Origin of the sequence: Bartonella sp. AA56HLJMS (assembly GCF_042197145.1) — a bacterium.
In the GTDB taxonomy this organism is placed as follows: domain Bacteria; phylum Pseudomonadota; class Alphaproteobacteria; order Rhizobiales; family Rhizobiaceae; genus Bartonella.
The window spans coordinates 219,204-242,365 of sequence record NZ_JBHIRL010000001.1 but is presented as its reverse complement, the minus strand read 5'-3'; the positions used below and the strand labels follow the sequence as shown (position 1 = coordinate 242,365).

Here is a 23,162-nt window from a genome sequence, read left to right as displayed (position 1 = left end):
GCTTTCATGTGAGGTTTTAAAATGAAGTTTACATTGTCGTGGTTAAAAGATCACTTAGAAACAAATGCATCTTTGAATGAAATTTGTGAAAAATTAACCGCTATCGGTCTTGAGGTTGATCACGTTGATGATCGGTCTTTTTTAAAAGGTTTTGTGATTGCAAAAGTTTTAACAGCAATAAAGCATCCTGATGCAGATAAACTTCAAATTTTATCAGTGGATACAGGAACTGCTACACCTTTTCAAGTTGTCTGTGGAGCACCAAATGCACGAGCAGGTCTTGTTGGTGTTCTAGCACTACCAGGCACTTATATTCCAGGACTTGATGTAACATTATCTGTAGGAAAAATCCGAGGTGTTGAAAGTTTTGGGATGATGTGTTCACAAGCAGAGCTTGAATTATCAAATGAGCATGATGGGATTATTGAACTTCCAGAAGATAGTCCTATTGGAGGTTCATTTGCAGCTTATGCTGGTTTAGATGATCCGATTATTGATATTGGTTTGACCCCTAATCGTTCCGATTGCACAGGTGTTCGTGGTATTGCACGTGATCTTGCTGCCGCTGGAATGGGAAAATTAAAAGAATTATCCTTGTCAAAATTTGATACTGCTTTTGAAACACCACTTCATGTTTCTTTAGATTTTTTGCAAGATTCATCATTATGTTTAGGTTTTGCTTGGCGTGAAGTGCGCAATGTTCAAAATGGTGCATCACCACAGTGGATGCAACAGCGTTTGAATGCAATTGGTCTGAGACCGATTAATGCGCTTGTTGATATGACCAATTACATCAGTTTTGACCTTGGTCGTCCACTCCATGTTTTTGATGCAGATAAAATTAAAGGTAATTTGTGTGTACGTTGCGCGCGTGAGGGAGAACAGCTTCAAGCACTGAACGGAAAAATCTATCATCTGGGCGCTAAGAATTGTGTCATTGCAGACGACGAGGGGGTTGTTTCGATTGCCGGTATCATGGGCGGAGAAAGAACGAGTTGTGATGAAACAACACATCGCGTTATTATTGAATCGGCGCTTTGGGATGCGCGAAGCATTGCACAAACAGGAAGAGCATTAGGTCTTATCAGTGATGCACGTTATCGATTTGAACGAGGTGTTGATCCGGCTTTTATAGAAACAGGGCTTGAAACTGCAACAGAATTGGTCTTACGTCTTTGTGGTGGTGAAGTATCTAAAAAAAGAATCGTTGGCTATCAGCAACAAGAAATCAAACAGATCGCTTTTCCTTTTTCTGAAATTAAACGTTTAACAAATTTGGAAATAGAACCTGAAAAAGTCATCTCTATTTTAACAAAACTTGGATTTTTTGTTGAAGGAAAAGGAGAAGTCGTTACGGTAAAAGTACCATCATGGCGCCCTGATATTATGGGTAAAGCCGATTTGGTGGAAGAGGTTATGAGAATTTATGGGTTAGATAAAATTAAACCTATTCCTTTGGAAAACTTTGCAGAAGGAAAAGATCAAATTTTAACATACGCACAAATTCGTTCACGTGCTACACGTTTGGCTCTAGTGCAACGTGGTATGAAAGAAGCGGTGACATGGTCTTTTATTTCTGAAAATCAAGCTCTTACTTTTGGAGGAGGTCAAGAAGAGCTTAAATTAGTTAATCCTATTGCTGCTGATATGTCAATGATGCGTCCTTCCCTTTTACCTGGCTTGATTATGGCGGCACAAAGAAATGCTGATCGTGGTTTTTCCGATCTTGCTTTGTTTGAAGTTTCAAGTATTTATGAAGGCGACGCCCCTGATAAACAACACCGTGTTGTTAGTGGAATTCGTCGCGGAACAGAGCAATTTAAAGGGGCTGGGCGTTTTTGGAATGGAAATGCAACAGTCGTTGATGTTTTTGATGCCAAAGCAGATGCTTTGGCTGTTTTAGAAGCATGCGATATGGATGTTGGGAAAGTGCAGATTGAAGTTGGAGCACCTAATTGGTATCATCCTGGTCGTTCAGGAGTCATAAAACTTGGATCAAAGATTATTCTTGGTTTTTTTGGTGTTCTTCATCCTGCTACATTAGAAACGTTAGATGTCAGTGGTCCTTTATGCGGCTTTGAAATTTTTCTAGATCGAATTCCAGAATCAAAGAAAAAAACGACCAAAAGCCGTCCTCCTTTGAAACTCTCACCTTTTCAAATGGTGCGGCGTGATTTTGCCTTTATAGCGGATAAAACTGTTGCCTCTTCTCTTATTATTCGTGCGGCAGGTGGAGCTGATAAAAAACTTATTCATTCAGTGCAGGTTTTTGATATTTTTGAAGATTTAAGCTTTGGTGAAGATAAAAAATCTGTCGCAATTGAAGTAACTATTCAGCCCATAGAACGGACTCTAACAGATGAAGATTTAGAAAAGCTTGCCTCAAAAATCGTGGATAATGTTACCAAAATGACAGGTGCATATTTGCGCTACTGAGTATTCTCATTTTTTATGAGATATTTTACATGAAGTGGGAGCTTGTTTGAGTACTCCCTTTTTGTTTAGCACTCAAGAGCTATAGAGCTTCTTGAAAGGGGATCTTATTACCAAAACAAGCTGCTTAAATCATCAGTTTTTTCAATATGAAAAAACTGTTTTTAAACATCTTGAAAAGTTATTTTTTCTCTTAATCCTTCATTGCAAATGTAAAAGATAACTGCTATTGCTAAATGATAATGCAAATTATTTGCAATAAAAAGAAGGCATATAAAGGAAAGAGAGAATCAATGAACGTAAGAACGTTTTTCACCATAGTTTTTGGAAGTGTTATTTTTTTTACACCCAATTTTGCTTTGTGTGCTGGTAAATTTAAAGCTGTTACGACATTCACTATCATTGCTGATATGGCACGCAATGTAGCAGGTGATGCCGCTGATGTTGAATCCATTACAAAACCAGGTGCGGAAATTCATGAATACCAACCCACCCCACGCGATCTTATGCGTGCTCAGGGAGCTAACCTTGTATTGTGGAATGGTTTAGAGTTAGAGCTTTGGTTTGAAAAGTTTTTTCAAAATATCAAGGATGTTCCAAGTGTTGTTGTTTCAAAAGGTATTGTACCCATTAAAATTGGTGAGGGCCCCTTTAGCGGTAAACCCAATCCTCATGCGTGGATGTCACCGACCTCTGCTTTGATTTACGTTGATAATATTCGCGATGCTTTTGTAAAATATGATCCTGAACATGCTGAAATTTATAAACAGAATGCTGAAATTTATAAACAGAAAATTCGTGCAACGATTGATCCAATTAGGGCTGAATTAGAAGCTGTACCGCAAGATAAACGTTGGCTTGTGACCAGTGAGGGGGCTTTTAGCTATTTGGCGCGTGATTTTGATCTAAAAGAACTTTATTTATGGCCCATCAATGCTGACCAACAAGGAACACCACAGCAGGTCAAGCATGTTATTGATATGGTTCGCAAATACAATATTCATGCAGTTTTTTCTGAAAGCACTATTTCCCCTGCGCCTGCTAAGCAGGTTGCCAGAGAAACAGGAGCTAAATACGGTGGTGTTCTTTATGTTGATTCTTTAAGTGAGAAAAATGGTGAGGTACCCACTTATATTGATTTATTACGTGTCACGAGTGGGCGTATTAGCAATGCTTTAGTAGAGGGAGTAAAAAACCAATGACGGAATGTGGAATTTTTGCCCAAGGAGTAACGGTAACATATCGTAATGGACATACAGCTTTACGCGAAGTGAATTTTGAAAGTCCAAAGGGTTCTATTACGGCATTGGTTGGTGTTAATGGATCCGGTAAGTCAACGTTATTTAAAGCGATTATGGGGTTTGTACGCCCCTCAAAGGGAAAAATTCGTATGTTTGATTTGCCCGTTGATATAGCTTTGAAAAAAAATCTTATTGCTTATGTTCCTCAAAGTGAAGATGTTGATTGGAATTTTCCTGTCTTGGTTGAAGATGTTGTATTGATGGGGCGATACGGTCATATGAATTTCTTTCGCTATGCCCGTACACAAGATTATGAGGCCGTTCGTATTGCCTTAGAACGCGTTGATATGTTGGCTTTTGCCAAGCGCCAAATTGGAGAACTTTCTGGTGGACAGAAAAAGCGTGTTTTCCTAGCGCGCGCGCTTGCACAGAAAGCAAAAGCTATTTTATTAGATGAGCCGTTTACAGGGGTTGACGTTACAACAGAAGATAAAATCATTGCTTTGTTACAAGATCTCCGTAAAGAAGGAGCAGTGATCTTGGTTTCAACTCACAATTTGGGTTCTGTTCGCGAATTTTGTGATCATACAGTTTTAATAAAAGGTACTGTTTTAGCTTCTGGGTTAACAGAAAAAATCTTTACAAAGGAAAATCTGGAGAAAACTTTTGGAGGGTCTTTGCATCACCATATTTTTGATCTTCAAACCACAAAAAAAAATGATGTTTTCATGGGAAGAAAGCAGTCTACCGTTTGTGAAGATATTGAAAGAGTGGAGCACGTTGCATGATTTCTTGGTTGCTTGAGCCACTGAGCTATCAATATATGGTGAATGCAATGTGGGTTTCTGGGTTAGTTGGGTGTGTTTGTGCCTTTCTTTCGGCTTTTTTGATGTTAAAAGGTTGGTCATTGATTGGTGATGCACTTTCCCATTCGATTGTTCCTGGTGTAGCAGGAGCTTACCTTTTAGGGTTACCTTTTTCACTCGGCGCTTTTTTTTCTGGTGGTCTTGCAGCAGCAGCAATGCTCTTTTTTAACCATCGGACAAAGCTTAAAGAAGATACCATTATTGGGCTCATTTTTTCTTCCTTTTTTGCCTTTGGGTTGTTTCTCAAATCATTAAAACCAATGGCCGTTAATATTGATACGATTGTTTTGGGAAATATTTTAGCAGTGAGTTCAACAGATATTCTACAATTGGCTTTTATCGGCTTTGTTTCGTTGCTTATATTGCTTTTGAAATGGAAAGATCTTCTTGTTTCGTTATTTGATGAAACGCATGCGCATGCCATTGGATTAAACGTAAAATTTTTAAAGATTCTCTTTTTCACATTGCTTGCCGCTTGTACCGTTGCTGCGATGCAAACCGTTGGAGCGTTCTTAGTCATTTGTCTTGTTGTGACACCTGGGGCAACGGCCTATCTTTTAAGTGATCGTTTCGTAAACATCTTGGTTATTGCAGTTGTAATTGGAACCTTCACAAGTGTCTTGGGTGTTTATGTGAGTTATTTTTTGAATGCACAAACGGGGGGGGTTGTAGTGCTTTTTCAAGCATCTTTATTTGTTTTGGCTTTTATTTTTGCTCCTAAACATGGGTTTATTGCTGCGCGCTTACGCATAAATGCGGCAAAAAAGGGTGTAATATTATCATGATTGATCAATTACTGCTTCCGTTTCAGTTTTCTTTTATGCTTAAGGGTATGCTTATTGTCATGATTCTTTCTATTCCCATGGCGATGCTTTCCTGTTTTCTTATTTTGAAAGGATGGGCGCTGTTAGGCGATGCCATTTCTCATGCAGTTTTTCCAGGTGTTGTTGTTGGTTATATGACAACACCATGGGTAATCGCATTTTTAACTTCTTTGCCATTTGCTTGGTTTCAGCATATGCGTCCAGAGAATATTACAATGACTTTGATTACTTGCGGTGCTTTTGTTGCAGGAATGGTGTGTGCACTATTAACGGGTTTTTTAGGGAGCAATAGCCGTATCAAACAGGACACGGTGATGGGTGTGGTCTTTTCTTCAATGTTTGGTTTGGGGCTTGTTTTAGCCACGTCTATTTATAGTAGCTTAGATTTGAATCATATTCTATTTGGTAATCTCTTGGGTGTTAACTGGCTTGATATAACGCAGACGGCAATCATTTCTGCTGTTGTCACTTTTATTTTAGCAGCAAAATGGCGCGACTTTATGCTGTATATTTTTGACACAGTTCAAGGACGTGCAATGGGGTTACCAATATCTCTACTCCACTATACCCTGCTAACGATGATTTCTCTTACAATTGTTGCGGCTTTGAAAGCTGTAGGTATCGTACTCGTTATTTCTTTACTGATAGCACCAGGAGCAATTGCCTATCTTGTCACAAAGCGGTTTTCTTTTATGTTAATGATCGCGATACTTGTTGCAGCTTTTTCTGGTTTTTTAGGGATTTATCTCAGCTTATTTATCGGCTCTGATTCTGCTTCCACAATTGTGTTGATCTTGACGTTGATTTTTATGGCTATTTTCATGATGATTTTCTTTCGTCGAAACACAGTTCAAGAGACTTGAAAGTGTTAAAATTCATGCATATCAGCCATGCATTTTTATATATTGTTTCTCATTTTTATTTTAATTAGAGTTTGGGGTGCTAGGTTATTTTTCCTCCTAATATCTAGCAGGTGAATGCAGTAAATTTTCTCCCCCCCCCAACACTGCATTCTTAATTAAGAGGCTGCATTGATTTCTTCTGCAGCCTTTTTATTTTTTTGTTTTTCTAAAATCTCTCCTCTTTTCTTGAAATCATTTAAAATGATTATAATATTGTGTAAGCTATTCGGTATTTTCAAGGAACTTATAACAGCAAAGACACTTACGCATGAAGGGGTAGAGCGTAATTGTACACTCAGACATGTAAACAGAAAAAAACAGATACAATGTTTTTGTATAGGGTTTTGCGTAGAGGAAAATAGTACGAGAAAATGAAAAAAGATTTGAAGATATCGCACCCTTTACGTATCTGCTATTATATAGCAGGGTGGGCGATGGTTATATTAGGTATTATCGGTGTCGTATTACCTATTATGCCAACTGTGCCTTTTTTATTGGTTGCCTCATGGTGTTTTACGCGTTCTTCTCCACGTTTTCATCAATGGTTGAATAATCATCGTATTTTTGGTCCCCCTATTAAGCGATGGGAAGAAAAAAAAGCAATCTCTCCATTCGTTAAAGTTTTTGCAATGATGAGTATGACAGGAGGATTTTTATCCTTTTTTGTAATGCTACACCCTCCTTTGTGGATTTCTTTACTTGTTGCGGTTATATTATTGCTGATTGCCATTTATATTGTAACACGTCCATCTTCCTAATGATAAAAAAGGCTTTATGGGATACTCTTTTTAGCTTCAACTTATTTGTAAAAACTATGAGAACTTTTAAGTTTTGAATATAAGCTCTCCATTTCCAAAATGCATATGAAATAGCAAGCTTTTTGAACGCAATTAATTAATAATATGTTTGTGAAATAATTTTTATGAACACTCAAAATGTTCTCACTTGGTAAACAATGATAAATCACATTCATGGAAGAGAGTCATTATTTTTGTAAAGCATGTTTGTATGAATCTCTACATATACATCATTAAAAAGTCATTGATATGATAGTCATTTCTTTCTAAAAGACATTTCGTTTGTTTTCATATCTCTTAATGAGGATATAATACAAAGCTTACTAAACACCATCATTTTTATACTTATACAGTTAAGAAGCCGGTCTATTATATCAATCTTTAATGTTACATCTGTTATTAACTTAAGAATAATTCATAAGAAACAACAGAGTTTTTCAAATGGTTTTATATATACACGCATTCTTATTATAATATGCGAATAAATAATTTCTCTGTCTTTGTATAAAGCTTATTCGAAATAAAAATATTATTGCATTCTCTGTTTTTTAATGAAGTCATGCCCCTCACGTAAAACAAAAGGTCTCCCAAATCATGTTATTTACACATTTATTTTTAATGAAACATTTCTCAACGCTTTACTCATTTCATAATAGCAGACTATACATGGATAAAGTAAAATCTCATTGTAACGTGTATAAAATCTATTTGAGCACCATCATCCTTGCCTTTCAAAATGCACACCAATAGTCACCATGCTATTTGTCATCCTCCAATGTTGCCTTAGTAATTCCTAATGCTACAATTATAGCTTGTCATCTGGTTTTGTATATTTTGACACTAGATTTTGTACCAATTTATTTTTTTCAAAGAGTTTAAAGATGTTCTCAAAGGGTTTTGAAAGCCTTTTCTCATTTTTACTTATGGAAACGCACTTTTTTCTGATTTTCGGTAATTTTTGCAATTTTAGGTGTCAAAATCTATTTTGATAAAACGCGCATTGAATGGTCAAAATTGTACATAAAAACAACAAATTACCACGTATTCCTACTTAATCCAACCTCTTCCCACTTAGTATAAAACCTACTGTCAAACTACAACAATAACCCTTAGAACTTGAAAACCTTCATACATGCAAGGAGATGAGTGTGCTTGATTTAACAGGGTTAAAATGAGAAAATCTCCTTGGTTAAACTTCCTTGGCTCGTTAAGTATTTTTTTAATGCGTCGTAAATATTTTTAAGTCTTATCTATCGCGCCTTATGTAAGTGAAGCGTATGCGTGGTAGGCCAAGTAGAATCTGCTCAAAAACAGCCGAACTGTTTACAGACCAGCAAAGGTTAAGAATCCTCGTCCTTAGAGTAGGACAAAAATCAATCTTATAAACAATATGATAAATCAATATACTTGTTTTAAAGAACCGGAAACTATGTCTTTATAGGTCTAGCAATTCGCTTTTTATTACCAAAAAAATTGAGATAACGTTGTACTTCTTTTGAATCACCAATCGTTTTTTCAGGATTATCTGAAAGTTTTACGGCTGGTCGACCATTGGCATAGGTCACCTTACAAACAAGGGAAAGAGCATCAAGAGTTTCAATTTCCTGAGGTGCACAACCTGTAAAATCATTGGTAAGATCCGTGCCCCATCCAAAACTCATGCGCACTTTACCATGGAAATGATGATAGGTTTTTTCAATTGTATTGACATCAAGAGCATCAGAAAAAATTAAAAGTTTTTTGCGTGGATCTTTTCCTTTTTCTTTCCACCATTGAATAATACGTTCACCACCTTCAATAGGAGGCGCACTATCGGGTCTGAAACCCGTCCAATCAGCGACCCAATCTGGTGCATTGCGTAAAAATTCTTCTGTACCAAAGGTATCAGGTAAAACAATGAGAAGATTTCCACCATAATAACGATTCCAATCTTGCAAGACTTGATACGGAGCTCTGCGTAATTCATCATCGTTGTTGCTGAGAGCCGCAATAACCATAGGCAATTCGTGTGCATTGGTTCCAAGAGCTTCTAAATCCGTATCCATGGCAAGAAGAACATTAGAAGTTCCAGTAAAAGAATGACCAATACCTTCTTTTAATGCTTCCACACACCAGCGCTGCCATAAAAAAGAATGGCGGCGCCTTGTCCCAAAGTCAGATATTTTAATATCAGGCAATTTTTTGAGACGTTCAACTTTACTCCACATTTTTGCTTTAGCACGCGCATAAAGTACATCAAGAGCAAAACGATCTAGTTTTTTGAGAGCAGCACGTGAACGTAATTCACTAATAATAGCAAGGGCAGGAATTTCCCACATGGAACTATGGGCCCAGGGTCCATGAAAATGAAGGATATATTGGCCATCTTTGCGGGTGAGTTCATATTCTGGGAGTTGAAAATTCTCAAGCCACTGAAGAAAATCCGGTTCAAAAATTTGTTTGCGTCCATAAAATGTATTACCAGCAAGCCAGATCATTTCTTTTTTTGTAAAGCGCAAACTAAGAGCATGATCAAGTTGAGCACGTAATTCACTCTCATCAATATCATCGGCAAGACGTATTGTTTTAGAGCGATTTATGAGGGAAAAAGTAACATTAACATTAGGGTATAACCCCCAAATCATCTGCACCATAAGAAGCTTATAAAAATCCGTATCAAGAAGTGAGCGAATAATGGGATCAAGCTTCCAAGTGTGATTGTAAACACGTCTAGCAATATCCGGATGATTCATAACCTTTTTCTTTCATTTTCATAAAATCTAAAATATTATGCACCAACACGGCTAATATAAACGGTGCAATATAACAACTCTACAGTTTTGGGCAAGAATAAAAAGCCTACTCTCTTTTTCCATCTTTCATCTTTAAGATTTGACAATACGCATAATTTCATGCTGACCTGTTTTTTGTAACTTTATCCCTGTATGAACTTCGGTATATTCTTTGCTATTAACATAGAGCATATTTTTAGGTCCCCATTTTACTTTAATGCTATAAACGGCATCATAAAACTTCATTGTTGCTTCATATTTTGGCCAAATAGAGGGTAAATGTGGCTGCAAAAATAATAGGTCTCCCTGACGCTGTATTCCAAGAATAGCTTGTGTTGCGGCGCGATAAAACCAACCGGCTGAACCTGTATACCAAGTCCAACCGCCTTGACCACATCGTGGTTCAACAGCATAAATATCTGCAGCCATCACATAAGGTTCAACACGATAAATTTCAGGATCTTGTCCATGGGTAATTGGGTTTATCATAGAAAATAAAGCATAAGCTTTATCGTTTTGTTCCATTTCAGCCAACGCAAAAATACTCCAAATGGCACCATGCGTGTATTGACCACCATTTTCTCGAATTCCTGGAGGATAACCTTTTATATAACCAGGCTCGAGCGTACTTTTATCAAAAGGCGGCCAAAAAAGGCGAATGAGTCCGCCTTTTTTATCATAGAGCTGTTCCAACATTGATTTCATCGCTTGTTTTTGACGTTCAGGCGATGCCATTTGAGAAATGACAGCCCAAGATTGAGCAATGGTATCAATTTGACATTCATCATTGATTTTAGAGCCAAGAGGTGTTCCATCATCAAAATAACCACGTCGATACCAAGCACCATCCCAACCGTTTTTCTCTAGGGATTTTGTTAAATGTTCAAGGTACGTACTCCATATTTGCATATGGCTATTATCACCACGTTTTTTGGCTAAAGAAATAAATGTTTGTAATGTGTACCCAAGAAACCATCCTAACCAAATGCTTTCGCCTTTTCCTTCCACACCGACCAAATTCATGCCATCATTCCAATCCCCACCTAAAATAAGAGGGAGACCATGTGGTCCGCAGCGTTTAATGGCAAGGTCTAAAGCTAAAACACAATGTTCATAAACTGTTGCAACCTTTGGGGATTGGGTGGGTTGAAAATAAGCATCCTGTTGCCCACTTTTGAGAACATCACCTTCAATAAAAGGAATGAGCGTATCAAGAAAAGCGTCATCCCCAGTGGTAGTGACATAAAGAGCTGTTGCATATGCAAGCCAAACGATATCATCAGAAATGTATGTACGAACACCAGCATTTGTGTCAGGCAACCACCAATGTTGCACATCACCTTCAAGAAATTGGTGCGCTGCTGCATTTAACAATTGTTCACGTGCTAATTGTGGTTCCAGCAATAACAAAGACAAGCTATCTTGTAACTGGTCACGAAAACCAAATGCACCACTCGCTTGGTAAAAGCCTGCGCGTGCCATGATGCGGCATGCGTAGATTTGATAAGGAAGCCAATGGTTGACCATAAGATTAAAAGAAGCATCAGGTGTTTTGACTTGGAAAGAAGAAACAAAATCACTCCATTGCTGTTTCTGTTTTGTGAGCTGAATTTCAAAATCACTTGCACGTACTTGATTGAGTAATTTTTCAGCTTCTTGCCTATTTTCAGCACTGCCAAGATAGAAGATGATTTCTTTTATTTGCCCTGGTTGAAGATCAATATCATAGGTGAATGCTGAACAAGGATCACATCCTGCTTCAATGGTATTTGAAAGAGCAGCGGCTTTACGGATCGCATTTGGACGTGTTACGGTTCCCGTTGCACCAATAAATTCAGCGCGATTGGTCGTCGTGCTGGTTGGCATTTCGGATGCTGATAAAAATGTAACTTGTTGAGATTTCTCGATGTGATAGGGATTTTGAATAAAATGTGCACCCCATCTGGTCTCATAAGAGGAAACAATAAAGGGGGCATATTTTGTACGGACATTTCCCAAAACCCATTCAACATAATTATAAAGGCGTAAACTGCGTGGTTTTTTCCCTTCATTCGTAAGGATAAGACGTGAAAAGCGAATAGGTTTTTCGGGATCAAGTGTATGAGTCAGTTCTAATGCGATTTCTGAATGTGTTGATTTAAAAGTTGAGAATCCAAACCCATGACACGCCTCATAGACAATATTTTCGTCACATTCAACAGTAGAAACGGGTGAGAAACGTTTTAAAGACTGGCGATCAACCAGATAAAGAGCTTCTCCTGGTCGGTTAGACGTTGGATCATTCGCCCAAGGAGTTAGTTGATAATCGCGGCTATTGTTAGCCCAAGTAAAAATTGCACCTTCAGCAGAGACATGAAAACCAAATCTGTGATTAGCAATAACATTAATCCACGGATGCGGTGTGGTGGTACGTCCACGAAGACGTATTACATAATGATTATGCTGATTAAAACCACCATAACCATTCCAATATCTGAGATCTTCTCCATTTGGGAGAAAAGAGGAGGGTTTTTGTTGGCTAATAAGACCAATGGAAGAAAAAAGATTCTGTTCAGTTTGTGTTGTAAATTGCTTTCCTTCGTTATATCTCGGCAAGTCTAATTGATCATAAGATTCTTGATAATTTTTACGAATTGTGAGATTAAAATCATTCTTATCAAGTCGTTTAAGTTGTTCAGATAAAGAACCATTTTGGGCATCAAGAACGATACGCGCTGATGCAAGAAGCGTTTTAAAACTCTGTTCACTCATTTGATCGCGTCGAAGCATGAAAATATGTTGGCGTTCATCTGCTTTTTGCGTATGGTGATAATAAGATTCACAGACCCACTCAAGAGCGCGTTGTGTACTTTGTATATAGGAAAATGTTTGTTCATTAAGAATGACCAGATCAACAATGAGTCCACGCATATACCAATATTCGTGTGCTTTAAGGAGCTCGCGCAGTACAGTTATATTTCCCTCGTTATTTAACCTAAGAAGACAGAGTGGATTGTCTCCTGAGATAGACATGGGCCAAAGATCAGACTGTTTTCCTAGCGTTTTTGCTAATATTTCAGAAGGAAGACGCCACGTTCGTTCTGGATAAATAAGCGGTGTTGCATATTTTTGATAGACAATAGCTTCTTTAAGCTGAGTTCCACTCTGATACAATGCGACTTGTGAGCGCGTCCATGCCATTGAAAGTTCTTTTTGAAACATATCAGGTTGTCGATAATGTTTAATATGATTATTTAACGCTTCTTTTGTATGTGCAGCAAAAGTCCAAAAAATAAGTTCTGCTTTTTCATGAGCTGGAATTTTTATACGGCATCGCAATGACATAACAGGGTCAAGAACACAACCTTGACTGTTACTGAAACGAGCATTTTGATCAAATGCAGCAGGACGATGAATGGATCGCCCCCGACCAATAAACAGAGAGCGATCTGTTTCAGCTTCTGTCTCTTGGAGAATATCTGTTGTACTAGAAACAAAATGAGCAACATAGATTTCAGGGTCACTAGGCGAGCGTTTGCGCCTTTTGGCAAAAATTGTTTTACCTTCTTCAGTAATTTCTGTCTCTATAAACATACGGGAAAAAACAGGATGAACTTGGTCTGTATCCATCGTGGCAAGTGCTAATTCACCATAAGAAGTCACTTCAATGAGTCGGTCTTTATTTGTCATATTCATCAGTTGAATACGTCTCCCTTCACCACATCCTTCAGATGTAATAAGACATTCAAGTGTTGATTTAATACCATCAACCATTTTTGTATATTCAGCCTTTTCATCTGTAAAAATGCTGACAGCGTCTTCTTCAATAACACGTGTTGGCTCACCAGTAACAGACCACCACCGTCCACTATGCGTATCACGTAAGAAGAATAAAGTACCTTGTTGATCTTCTGTTGCATCAGGAATAAAGCGCGTAATCGCATAATCGTGCCAACGACTGTAACCAGAACCGTTCGCTGTTAACATGGTAGAATAAAAGCCATTAGACAAAAGTAAAGTTGCTCGTGGTTTGAGTAACGGGTTTGTAATAATGCGCAAAGGGGCTGCGTCAAATGCTTGAGACTTATTGCGCATACGATTAACAGCTTTGGTATGAATAATAGGAATGAGATGAGGCGCTCTTTCCTGTAAGAGCAATTGTGTTGCTTCAATAACGGGATCACGGTGAAAACGATCACGCATTCGCCCTTGAAAAATAACATTGTTAAGAGCAAGGATAGACATGCCATGATGGTGCGCATAATAATTGCGTACAACGGCGTATTTTTCCCCTGTTTTCACGCGTGAAGGGGTAAAATCAACAGAGTCATAATAACCATATGTTCCCAAAGCTCCAAGATCACGAAGTCGTTTTAAATTAGCGACAGCGCAAGCAGGAGCATATTGTGCCGCTAGAAGGCTGGCATAGGGAGCAATGACAGCATTGCGTGAAAGACCACGTTGGAGTCCGAGGTTTGGAACACCAAAATGAGCGTATTGGTAATTCATTAAATGATCGCGAGCATTAAATGCGGCTTCTGAAATACCCCATGGTAATTCCCGTTTATGGGCATATTGTATTTGACATCGAATAATTAATCGATTTGTTTGATCTAGGAGAGATCCTAACGGTTCATGCATCACAAGAGAGGGCATAAGGTATTCAAACATGGAACCAGACCATGATAGGAGTGCACCTTTCCAACCTATTGGTACAAGAAGTCGACCAAGATGAAACCAATGTTTAAGTTTTATATCTCCCTTTGCGATAGCAAAAAAGCTTGCAAGACGTGCTTCTGAAGCGAGTAGATCATAACAATTTTCATCGAGTTTGTTTTCTTGCACACGATATCCAATGGATAAAAGGTGCCGTTTAGGCTGTTCTAAAAAGTCAAATTTCATATCAAAGGCTATTTGCCATGCCGCTATAGCCAACCGGTTTAGTTTTTTACATAATTTTTCAGTATCATAATTATCAATAGCATCATGATGATGAGCGTTACAGGTGTCGATAAGGCATTTAGCCCAAGAAAGCGCACGAGCAGATTCTATCGTTTGAATTTTGTGGTCAAGTTCACCGACTAAGTGCACAATATCATGGGCTGCAAGTGAAAGATCTATGATGTGAGAAGGAATCGTATTTTCTTGTTCTATAAAAGTGAAGATAGAATCATGAAAACGAGTGATGTTTTCTTCGATTTTTTGGCGTAAAGAGCGTAAACTGGGTTGATGATCTGGAATTTCTCTGACAGTTTCTTCAAGAATAGCAAGAACATCCGATAAGCCTTCTCGATCACTTTGAAAAAAAACATGAGGTTTTTCAGCCCATTCACTTAAGGCAGAAGAGAGTGTTACCAAATGACCGGCAAGATTTCCTGAATCAACGGTTGATACATAAGTAGGCAAAAGAGGCCTGAGTGTATCCGTTTCATACCAATTATAGAGATGACCGCGGAACTTTTCCATTTTTGCAAGAGAGCGTAATGTACATTCAATACGGGTAATGGTCTCTTCAAAACCAATCCAACCAAAATCACGTGCAGCAATAATAGAAAGGAGATAAACCCCAATATTCGTAGGCGATGTACGTTGAGCAACAAGAGGTTCAGGATCTTCTTGAAAATTATCGGGAGGCAAATAGTTGTTTTGTGCATTGACAAAGGTTGCATAATAAAGCCATGTCCGCCGTGCAATAGAACGGAGTTTTTTTTTATCTTTTGAAGAAAGATCAAGGCTATCTTGAAAGGTTGAAGGTTGACTCACAATCCAAGCAATGAAGGGTGAAAAAAACCATGATATCCCAAAAGGTAAAGCAACCAAGCTTGCAAAACTATTAGAAAAAAGAGGGAGTGCTATAGTAAGAATACCAATAAGCGATGCTGGTGCCATTGTAAAAACATAGAAACGCAAACTATTGGGTATTGATTTTGTTGCGGCAGAAGTTTTCCATTCAAGAAGATGCTGTTTTGAAATCGTCATACGATAGAGTGTACGAATAATCGCATCGGTCATAAAATACGCCGAATGAGCAAGAAACGTCGTTTTAAGAAATATATCAGCGCTTGTAAGAGCAATTTTGTTCCAAATTAATTGAAAATGTCCACGCAAAGAATGATCTATATTGGATGAGACAAGCGTTTTTAATACACATAGAATGGGTGAAATGAAGGAGCTAAACAACAAGAATAGTTGCCAGACGATTGCACTCTTTAAAGACAAAAAAGCCCATCCTGCAAATGCTGCGATTAACCACATAAGTGGAGTGAGAGAACGACGTAAATTATCCTGCATTTTCCAACGCGTCACGGAACTTATTTGACGGTGGGGAAAAAGATAAGGCAAAAGCTGCCAATCACCGCGGACCCAACGATGATAACGCATAACATCAATATTGTAAGCGGTTGGATAGTCTTCAATGACTTCTATGCTACTTACCAGAGCAGTACGAGCATAACCTCCTTCTAAGAGATCATGACTAAGAATAGTATTTTCTTTAATTTTTCCATCAAGTGCTTGTTCAAATGCATCAATATTATAAAGACCTTTACCGATAAAGGTGCCTTCTCCTAAAAGATCTTGATAAGTATCAGAAACAGCAAAAACATAAGGATCAATGCCACGGTTGATAGAAAAAACCCGTTGGAGAATTGATGTTTTTTTTCCTGTTGTAAGAGAAGGAATAATGCGTGGTTGTAAAATGCTATAGCCCTTTACAACCTTTCCACTTTGTGGATCAAAAACGGGATAATTGAGTGGATGGTTAAGCTTTCCAACAAGTTTCGCGACGCTCTCTGGAGTAAGACGTGTATCACAATCTAGCGTCATAACAAAACGGCAATCCATAGGAAGATGTGGATTGGGAGGATAAAAGCTTGTATTTTTATCGCCTCTTAAAAGCCGATTGAGTTCATGAAGTTTTCCCCGCTTTCGTTCCCATCCCATCCAACATTTTTCGCTTGTATTATAAAGGCGTCGGCGATGTAAAAGGAAAAAAAGAGGAAGTTCATCACGATGATAACGATTATTGAGTTTATCAATACTCTTTTGCGCATAGTGTAATAAATCAAGATCATCTTGCGTTTCTCTCAATGGAGCATCCACCCAATCTGTAATGAGTGCAAAATGAATGGCTCCTTTAGGATTAGAAAGATAGTGCACTTCAAGATTGCGCACTTGTTCATCAATATCATCGTGTGATGTCATTAAAGTAGGCACAACAACCATTGTCCGTGCATGTTCGGGAATACCTTCTTTATATTCATAACCAATGAGCTGTCTTGATGGGACAAACCACGAAACAACAGTATTAAATAAAGCAAAAGCAGCATCGATAGCAGGAAAAAGCGCCAATACAGTAAAGCAAAAAGATATCCATTGTGTCATGCCAGATATTTGTAAAAGGGCGTAAATTACCAGCAAAAGAGCAAGCGTCAGAAAAGAGACAGGAACGGCGATGACTCTCAATTTTGAGCAACAGGAAGCGCGTGTCCATTTTATGAGAAAGGGCGGAATATACCCACAAGCCTTTTCAAATATGCCACGACCATCATCAACAAGGTACCACCCCACACAAGAATGATGAGGCATATCTTTAGAAGTGGAATTTGCCATTTCTACAACTTTATGTGCAACTTCCAGTTCACTAAGAGGCGAAAAGCGAGAAACTTTTTCAATGACTTGTCGATAAATATTGCGTGAGTGAGCATCAATTTCAGAAAAATCACTATTTTTACGCAAAATAGAATCAACACAACTCACTGTTTCAAACCATGCTGTCCAATCAACATCATCTATAGCTTTAAGAGCACGTATAATATTTCCCATGGTCACACCATCTGCTGCTTGTCGGGTATGTTCATCAGCTGTTGCAATCTCTAAGCTACTACCTTGGCTTTTCAATTGCTTTTCAAGCCAAGTTAATGCTACGGTTGAATCGACAGATGCACTGCGCAGGCGATAGAATAAATGTGCTGAAAAAGTTGGATCAACAGTAAATGGTTTATACTGCGTAAAAAGAGAGTGTGGATTTGTTTTATTTTCTACAAGAGAAATTTTATCAGCTACTTGACTAGCAAGATGGCGCATATGTCGCGCTTTTTCGATACGTACTGAAAGACGACGGACATTTTCAATGAGCAGCATTTGCATAACTGAAGGAAGAGTCCACAATTCACCAATTGTGAGCGCACAAACTTCTTGAAATCCGTTGGTCATAGCAGTGAGTGTTTCTTGTGAAAAGCTGCTATCGGTATGCGCAATATAAAGCCAAGTTAAAGCAAAAATTCGTGGTATGCCGGCTTTGTGTGTAGAAAGAGGAAGTTGCTTTATGAAGGACTTGGGTAGATTACGACGTAGCTTTTGTATGGTTTTATCAATGGTGTAATGATTATCAATGAGCCATTGAGCAGATGGTGCGATGGTTTCATCATTTCGGGCAGCAAAATCACTGGTATGAAAGGCATGAAGAATAAGTTTAGCATTTTCATTCAATCTCTTGCGAAAATCTCCTACTCCTTCATATTCAGGGAGTAAAATTTCTTTACCAGAAGCTATATCATGCCCTAAGTTATAAAGATCTTCCTGTACCTTATAGATTGCACGAAGAGGAAAATCCGTATTAATAAAATGATCTTTTTTCTCTTTTTGAGAAAAAAGTATTTTATGAAGGGTATTATGCACGCCATGTCCCATTGTTATTTAATTACATCGTTTTTTATTTAAATTGTAAGCATTTTATCTGAATAGTGAACCGTTGTTAGACAAAAAACAAACTTTTTGTTTTTATTTGCAAGCATTTATAATTTTTGTTTCAATAATTTAAAAATAAGCAGACAATTTTTTTTAGAAAATAAAAAGGTCACTCCTAATGAGTGACCTTAATAATAACACCAACTTTAATGATTGATGATTAATCTTGTTCTTGTTTTTTCAAAGCTGCACCCAGAATATCACCAAGAGAAGCACCTGAATCTGTAGAACCATATTGTGCAACAGCTTCTTTTTCCTCTGCAATTTCTAAAGCTTTAATCGATACTGAAATTTTACGTGTTTTTTTATCAAATGCTGTGATGCGAGCATCAACCTTTTGCCCAATTGCGAAACGCTCAGGACGTTGCTCATCACGATCACGCGCAAGATCAGCACGCCGAATGGTTGTCTCAAGGTTGTGGTCAATCAATTTCACACCAATGTCATTGTCGTTAACAGCAATCACTTCGCATGTTACAACTGCACCTTTTCGCAATTCGCCAGAAGCAGCTGCTTCTCCAACTTTATCACTGGAAAGCTGCTTAATTCCAAGAGAAATGCGCTCTTTTTCAATGTCAACATCAAGGACCACAGCTTTAACGATATCGCCTTTATTGTAAGTATCAATAACTTGTTCACCAGGACGGTTCCAATCAAGATCAGACAAATGAACCATACCGTCAACATCGCCTTCAAGCCCAATAAACAGACCAAATTCTGTTTTATTTTTAACCTCTCCTTCAATTTGCGAATTGACAGGAAATTTATTAGCAAAAGCTTCCCATGGATTTTCAAATGTTTGTTTTAAGCCAAGAGAAATACGCCGTTTAGAAGGATCAATCTCAAGAACAACCACTTCTACTTCTTGTGATGTAGACAGAATTTTTCCAGGATGAACATTTTTCTTTGTCCAGCTCATTTCAGAAACATGGATCAGCCCTTCGATTCCTGGTTCAATTTCAACAAAACCACCGTAATCAGTAATGTTGGTAACAGCACCCGTAATTTTTTTACCAATCGGATACCGGACACTGATGCTTTCCCAAGGATCACTTTCAAGCTGTTTCATTCCAAGAGAAATACGGTGCGTATCTTGATTAATGCGAATAATCTGAACTTTAATCGTTTGGCCAATTGTGAGCACTTCAGATGGGTGATTAACACGCCGCCATGCCATATCTGTAACGTGCAAGAGACCATCAATCCCACCAAGATCAACAAAGGCACCATAATCTGTAATATTTTTCACCACACCTTCAACGATTTGGTTTTCTTCAAGATTTTGTACGATTTCTGAACGTTGCTCAGCGCGACTTTCTTCTAAAACAGTGCGGCGTGAGACCACAATATTGCCACGACGACGATCCATCTTCAAAATTTCAAAGGACTGTGAATTATGCATGAGGGGTGAAACATCACGAATGGGACGAATATCAACTTGACTGCGAGGCAAGAAAGCAACGGCACCATCAAGATCAACTGTAAAACCACCTTTTACTTGGCTAAAGATCACTCCATCAACGCGTGCACCAGCATTGAATTTTTCCTCCAAACGGACCCAACTTTCTTCGCGCCGTGCTTTTTCACGCGATAAAACAGCTTCACCCATCGCATTTTCAATGCGTTCAATGTAAACCTCAACTTCATCGCCAACTTGCAAAGAACCATCTTTTGCTTTAGCTCCAAATTCTTTGAGAGGAATACGTCCTTCGACTTTAAGACCAGCATCAATAATGGCCATGTCTTTTTCGATTGCAATAACACGACCTTTAACAACAGATCCTTCATTAAGATCATTAGTTTGAAAAGATTCTGTTAAAAGGGTTTCAAAATCCGCTGTTGTGGGATTGTATTGTGACATAAGAACTCCTAATATATACCTTGTATTATAAGGTATGAGCGCTAGGTTAGTGTTAACATAAGCAACTCCCTAGCCTTTTCCCTTGAATAAGGGAAAAAAGTTAGCGCTAGGCTGGAAGTTACCTTAACGAATTTATCCAATTATATGCATTTTTATGATTGGATCAACAAAACTGCATGCAATTTCAAATGTTGCTTCTATACTCAATTCTGACGTATCAAGCAAGTGGGCGTTTTTTGCTGGTTTTAGTGGACTTTGTTTGCGCGTTATATCGCGACTGTCGCGCTGTTCAAGTTGAGCTAGGATTTCATGATAATTTGCTTGAACACCTTTTTTTAAAATCTCTTGGTAGCGGCGTTTGGCGCGTGTTTGAACATTGGCTAGAATATAAAACTTGATATCGGCATCAGGACAAACAATCGTTCCGATATCACGCCCATCAAGCACACAGCCGGGTAAAACTTTAGCAAAGTTGCGTTGTTTTTCGACAAGAATTTTGCGTACAGCAGGGTTAATTGCTATTTTTGAAGCCGCTTCACCAAGTTCATGAGAAGAAAGAAGAGAAGGATTTAAGGTATTAAAATCAAGTTCTTTAGCATAAATAATAGCATTTTTTTCATCATTAAGAGCTAAATTTTGTTGTAAAAGCGTATGAGCAACACTACGATAAGTAAGACCAGTATCGAGATGACGAAGGCGATAATGTGCAGCAATTTTGCGTGCTAAGGTTCCTTTGCCTGAGGCTGCAGGTCCATCAATGGCAATAACAAAAGGCTTCAAGCGATTTTCCCCCCAAGTTTTTTTATAAAAGGAATAAACTCTGGAAAGCTCGTAGCGATCATTCGTTTATCATCAATGGTAACAGGTTTTTCTGACACAAGCCCAAAAATGAGAAAACACATAGCAATTCGATGATCAAGATGTGTGGCAACATACCCCCCCCCCAAACCTTTGGCAGAACCTTTTCCATAAACAATAAGAAAATCTTGACCTTCTTCACAGTCTACACAATTAATTTTTAATCCTTGCGCAACAGCAGACAATCGATCTGATTCTTTTACACGCAATTCTTCAATTCCTAGCATAACTGTTTTGCCTTCTGCAAAGGCTGCTGCTACTGCCAAAGCAGGATATTCATCTATCATCGATGGAGCACGTTCTTTGGGCACCGTAACGCCTCTAAGGACCGATGATTTTATCCGTAGATCAGCAACATTCTCTCCACCTGTTTGACGTCGGTTCAAAAATTCAATTTGAGCACCCATTTCCCACAATGTTTCGATAAGTCCTATTCGAGAGTTATTTATCAAAACATTTTCAATGGTGATATCAGAGTCTTCTACAAGAAGGGCTGCGATAATTGGAAAAGCAGCAGAAGAAGGATCACTCGGAATATGAATCGTTTGTCCAGTAAGATGGGGTTGACCATTAAGATGAATCAAACGCGCACCTTTGTTATCTTTTTCTATTTCAAGTTGCGCACCGAATGCTTTTAACATTTTTTCCGTATGATCTCGTGTCAGAACTGGTTCAATAACAGTTGTAGTGCCGGCGGTATTGAGTCCAGCAAGCAGGATTGCTGATTTAATTTGGGAGGAAGCTATTGGAACACGGTAACGAATCGGATTAGCCATTTTCGGACCATAAAGCGTTAAAGGAAGGTAATCGTCGCGCGTTGCCTCAATTTCAACCCCCATGAGACGCAGTGGATCAAGGATACGCCCCATTGGACGTTTAGAGAGAGAAGCATCACCAATAAAGGTTGTTTTCATATGATACGGACCAACCATTCCCATAACCAAACGAGCACCTGTTCCAGCGTTTCCAAAGTCTAAAGGTTTTTGTGCAGCTAAAAGGCAACCATTCCCTGTTCCTCGTATGATCCAGAAGTCTCCTTTTTTAATAATACAGGCACCCATAGCTTGCATAGCAGCAGCTGTATTGAGTACATCAGCGCTTTCAAGTAATCCATGAATATATGTCTCACCACTTGCTAATCCTCCCAATATAAGAGAGCGATGAGAGATTGATTTATCTCCTGGTATTTGAATTTTTCCAGAGAGACTACTCGATTTATAGGTGGTTATAGGGATTGCTTTTTGCATGGAAATTCTATTTAATTCTATCTAACTTTTATGAAATTGTGCATCCTTTAGCACATGCTTTAAAAGACGTCATGAAAAAATCACTGTGGAACAGTGTATTTATCTTTGACAAAGGTATTATTTTTCGATTAAGCACCATAAAATTTATCTTTTAATGGAATAATAGTTAATCAAAGAGGCACGGTTTATGGCAAAACAAGAACTTGGAACTAAACGTGTTGATCCAGAAACAGGAAAAAAATTTTACGATCTAAATCGCGATCCTATTGTGTCGCCCTATACAGGAATTTCTTATCCGCGTTCTTACTTTGAAGTTGCAGCAGCTGAAGCAAATAATGAAGAAGAAGTTGATACTGAGGAGCTTGATACAGCACTTGAAAAATCTGCTTTTATGCTTCTTGAAGATGATGATGTGGATTCTAAAGATGACGATCTTCCTGATTTAGAAGATAGTGATGTAGATCTTGGTGATGATGATGATACATTTTTGTCTCATGATGGTGACGATGAAGATGATGACGTTACTGATATTCTCGGAGGCGGTGTTTCTAATGATGACGATGCTTAAAAGAAGTAAAAGAGGACATCTTTTCTATTGAATGTAAATTCTTCTTGATCTTCAATTTTGATCGTTC

At 38.3% G+C, this 23,162-nt stretch carries 12 protein-coding genes; 7 read left to right on the top strand and 5 right to left on the bottom strand.

The annotated features are described in order from the left end of the window. Window positions 1–21: 21 nt before the first annotated feature. The 6 genes from pheT to ACFINI_RS00885 all read left to right on the top strand — a co-directional run bounded on the left by pheT (window position 22) and on the right by ACFINI_RS00885 (window position 7,024). Window positions 22–2,436 (top strand): phenylalanine--tRNA ligase subunit beta, encoded by a 2,415-nt coding sequence (pheT, locus tag ACFINI_RS00910; RefSeq protein WP_375645404.1) that lies wholly within the window; start codon window positions 22–24, stop codon window positions 2,434–2,436. 290 nt (window positions 2,437–2,726) lie between these two features. Continuing rightward, window positions 2,727–3,635, top strand: coding sequence for a metal ABC transporter substrate-binding protein (locus tag ACFINI_RS00905; RefSeq protein WP_375611408.1), 909 nt, complete (start codon window positions 2,727–2,729; stop codon window positions 3,633–3,635). Further along, window positions 3,632–4,462, top strand: a complete 831-nt coding sequence (locus ACFINI_RS00900) for a manganese/iron ABC transporter ATP-binding protein (protein ID WP_375639514.1) — start codon at window positions 3,632–3,634, stop codon at window positions 4,460–4,462. The genes ACFINI_RS00905 and ACFINI_RS00900 overlap by 4 nt, the downstream gene beginning before the upstream one ends. Then, on the top strand, window positions 4,459–5,325 hold the full coding sequence (locus tag ACFINI_RS00895) for a metal ABC transporter permease (RefSeq protein WP_375611406.1): 867 nt from the start codon (window positions 4,459–4,461) through the stop codon (window positions 5,323–5,325). Before ACFINI_RS00900 ends, ACFINI_RS00895 begins: the two co-directional genes overlap by 4 nt. Beyond that, complete coding sequence (locus tag ACFINI_RS00890) at window positions 5,322–6,227, top strand: metal ABC transporter permease (protein WP_273790250.1); 906 nt, start codon at window positions 5,322–5,324, stop codon at window positions 6,225–6,227. Before ACFINI_RS00895 ends, ACFINI_RS00890 begins: the two co-directional genes overlap by 4 nt. Before the next feature lie 410 nt (window positions 6,228–6,637). Beyond that, window positions 6,638–7,024 (top strand): YbaN family protein, encoded by a 387-nt coding sequence (locus ACFINI_RS00885; RefSeq protein WP_375611405.1) that lies wholly within the window; start codon window positions 6,638–6,640, stop codon window positions 7,022–7,024. Window positions 7,025–8,490: 1,466 nt separating this feature from the next. Here ACFINI_RS00885 and pncB read toward each other — a convergent pair. From pncB to aroA, 5 genes are all read right to left on the bottom strand, one after another. Beyond that, complete coding sequence (gene pncB / locus ACFINI_RS00880) at window positions 8,491–9,795, bottom strand: nicotinate phosphoribosyltransferase (RefSeq protein ID WP_375611404.1); 1,305 nt, start codon at window positions 9,793–9,795, stop codon at window positions 8,491–8,493. A 132-nt stretch (window positions 9,796–9,927) separates the two neighbouring features. After that, entirely contained in the window at window positions 9,928–18,492 is an 8,565-nt protein-coding gene (locus ACFINI_RS00875; RefSeq protein WP_375645403.1) for a GH36-type glycosyl hydrolase domain-containing protein, read from the bottom strand. A 229-nt stretch (window positions 18,493–18,721) separates the two neighbouring features. Next, window positions 18,722–20,422: a 30S ribosomal protein S1 gene (rpsA, locus tag ACFINI_RS00870; RefSeq protein ID WP_375645402.1), complete on the bottom strand. Its 1,701-nt coding sequence runs from the start codon at window positions 20,420–20,422 to the stop codon at window positions 18,722–18,724. Window positions 20,423–20,554: 132 nt separating this feature from the next. Then, window positions 20,555–21,202: a (d)CMP kinase gene (gene cmk / locus ACFINI_RS00865; protein WP_375611402.1), complete on the bottom strand. Its 648-nt coding sequence runs from the start codon at window positions 21,200–21,202 to the stop codon at window positions 20,555–20,557. Continuing rightward, window positions 21,199–22,527, bottom strand: coding sequence for a 3-phosphoshikimate 1-carboxyvinyltransferase (aroA, locus tag ACFINI_RS00860; protein WP_375645401.1), 1,329 nt, complete (start codon window positions 22,525–22,527; stop codon window positions 21,199–21,201). The genes cmk and aroA overlap by 4 nt, the downstream gene beginning before the upstream one ends. A 187-nt stretch (window positions 22,528–22,714) precedes the next feature. On the opposite strand from aroA, the gene ACFINI_RS00855 reads away from it, so the two are divergent. Then, window positions 22,715–23,095: a TIGR02300 family protein gene (locus ACFINI_RS00855; RefSeq protein WP_375611400.1), complete on the top strand. Its 381-nt coding sequence runs from the start codon at window positions 22,715–22,717 to the stop codon at window positions 23,093–23,095. The last annotated feature ends 67 nt before the right edge of the window (window positions 23,096–23,162 follow it).

Excerpts from the sequence above, each read along its gene's own strand:
- pheT (WP_375645404.1), top strand. The coding sequence starts at position 22 with ATGAAGTTTACATTGTCGTGGTTAAAAGATCACTTAGAAACAAATGCA.
- ACFINI_RS00905 (WP_375611408.1), top strand. The coding sequence starts at position 2,727 with ATGAACGTAAGAACGTTTTTCACCATAGTTTTTGGAAGTGTTATTTTT.
- ACFINI_RS00900 (WP_375639514.1), top strand. The coding sequence starts at position 3,632 with ATGACGGAATGTGGAATTTTTGCCCAAGGAGTAACGGTAACATATCGT.
- ACFINI_RS00895 (WP_375611406.1), top strand. The coding sequence starts at position 4,459 with ATGATTTCTTGGTTGCTTGAGCCACTGAGCTATCAATATATGGTGAAT.
- ACFINI_RS00890 (WP_273790250.1), top strand. The coding sequence starts at position 5,322 with ATGATTGATCAATTACTGCTTCCGTTTCAGTTTTCTTTTATGCTTAAG.
- ACFINI_RS00885 (WP_375611405.1), top strand. The coding sequence starts at position 6,638 with ATGAAAAAAGATTTGAAGATATCGCACCCTTTACGTATCTGCTATTAT.
- pncB (WP_375611404.1), bottom strand. The coding sequence starts at position 9,795 with ATGAATCATCCGGATATTGCTAGACGTGTTTACAATCACACTTGGAAG.
- rpsA (WP_375645402.1), bottom strand. The coding sequence starts at position 20,422 with ATGTCACAATACAATCCCACAACAGCGGATTTTGAAACCCTTTTAACA.
- aroA (WP_375645401.1), bottom strand. The coding sequence starts at position 22,527 with ATGCAAAAAGCAATCCCTATAACCACCTATAAATCGAGTAGTCTCTCT.
- ACFINI_RS00855 (WP_375611400.1), top strand. The coding sequence starts at position 22,715 with ATGGCAAAACAAGAACTTGGAACTAAACGTGTTGATCCAGAAACAGGA.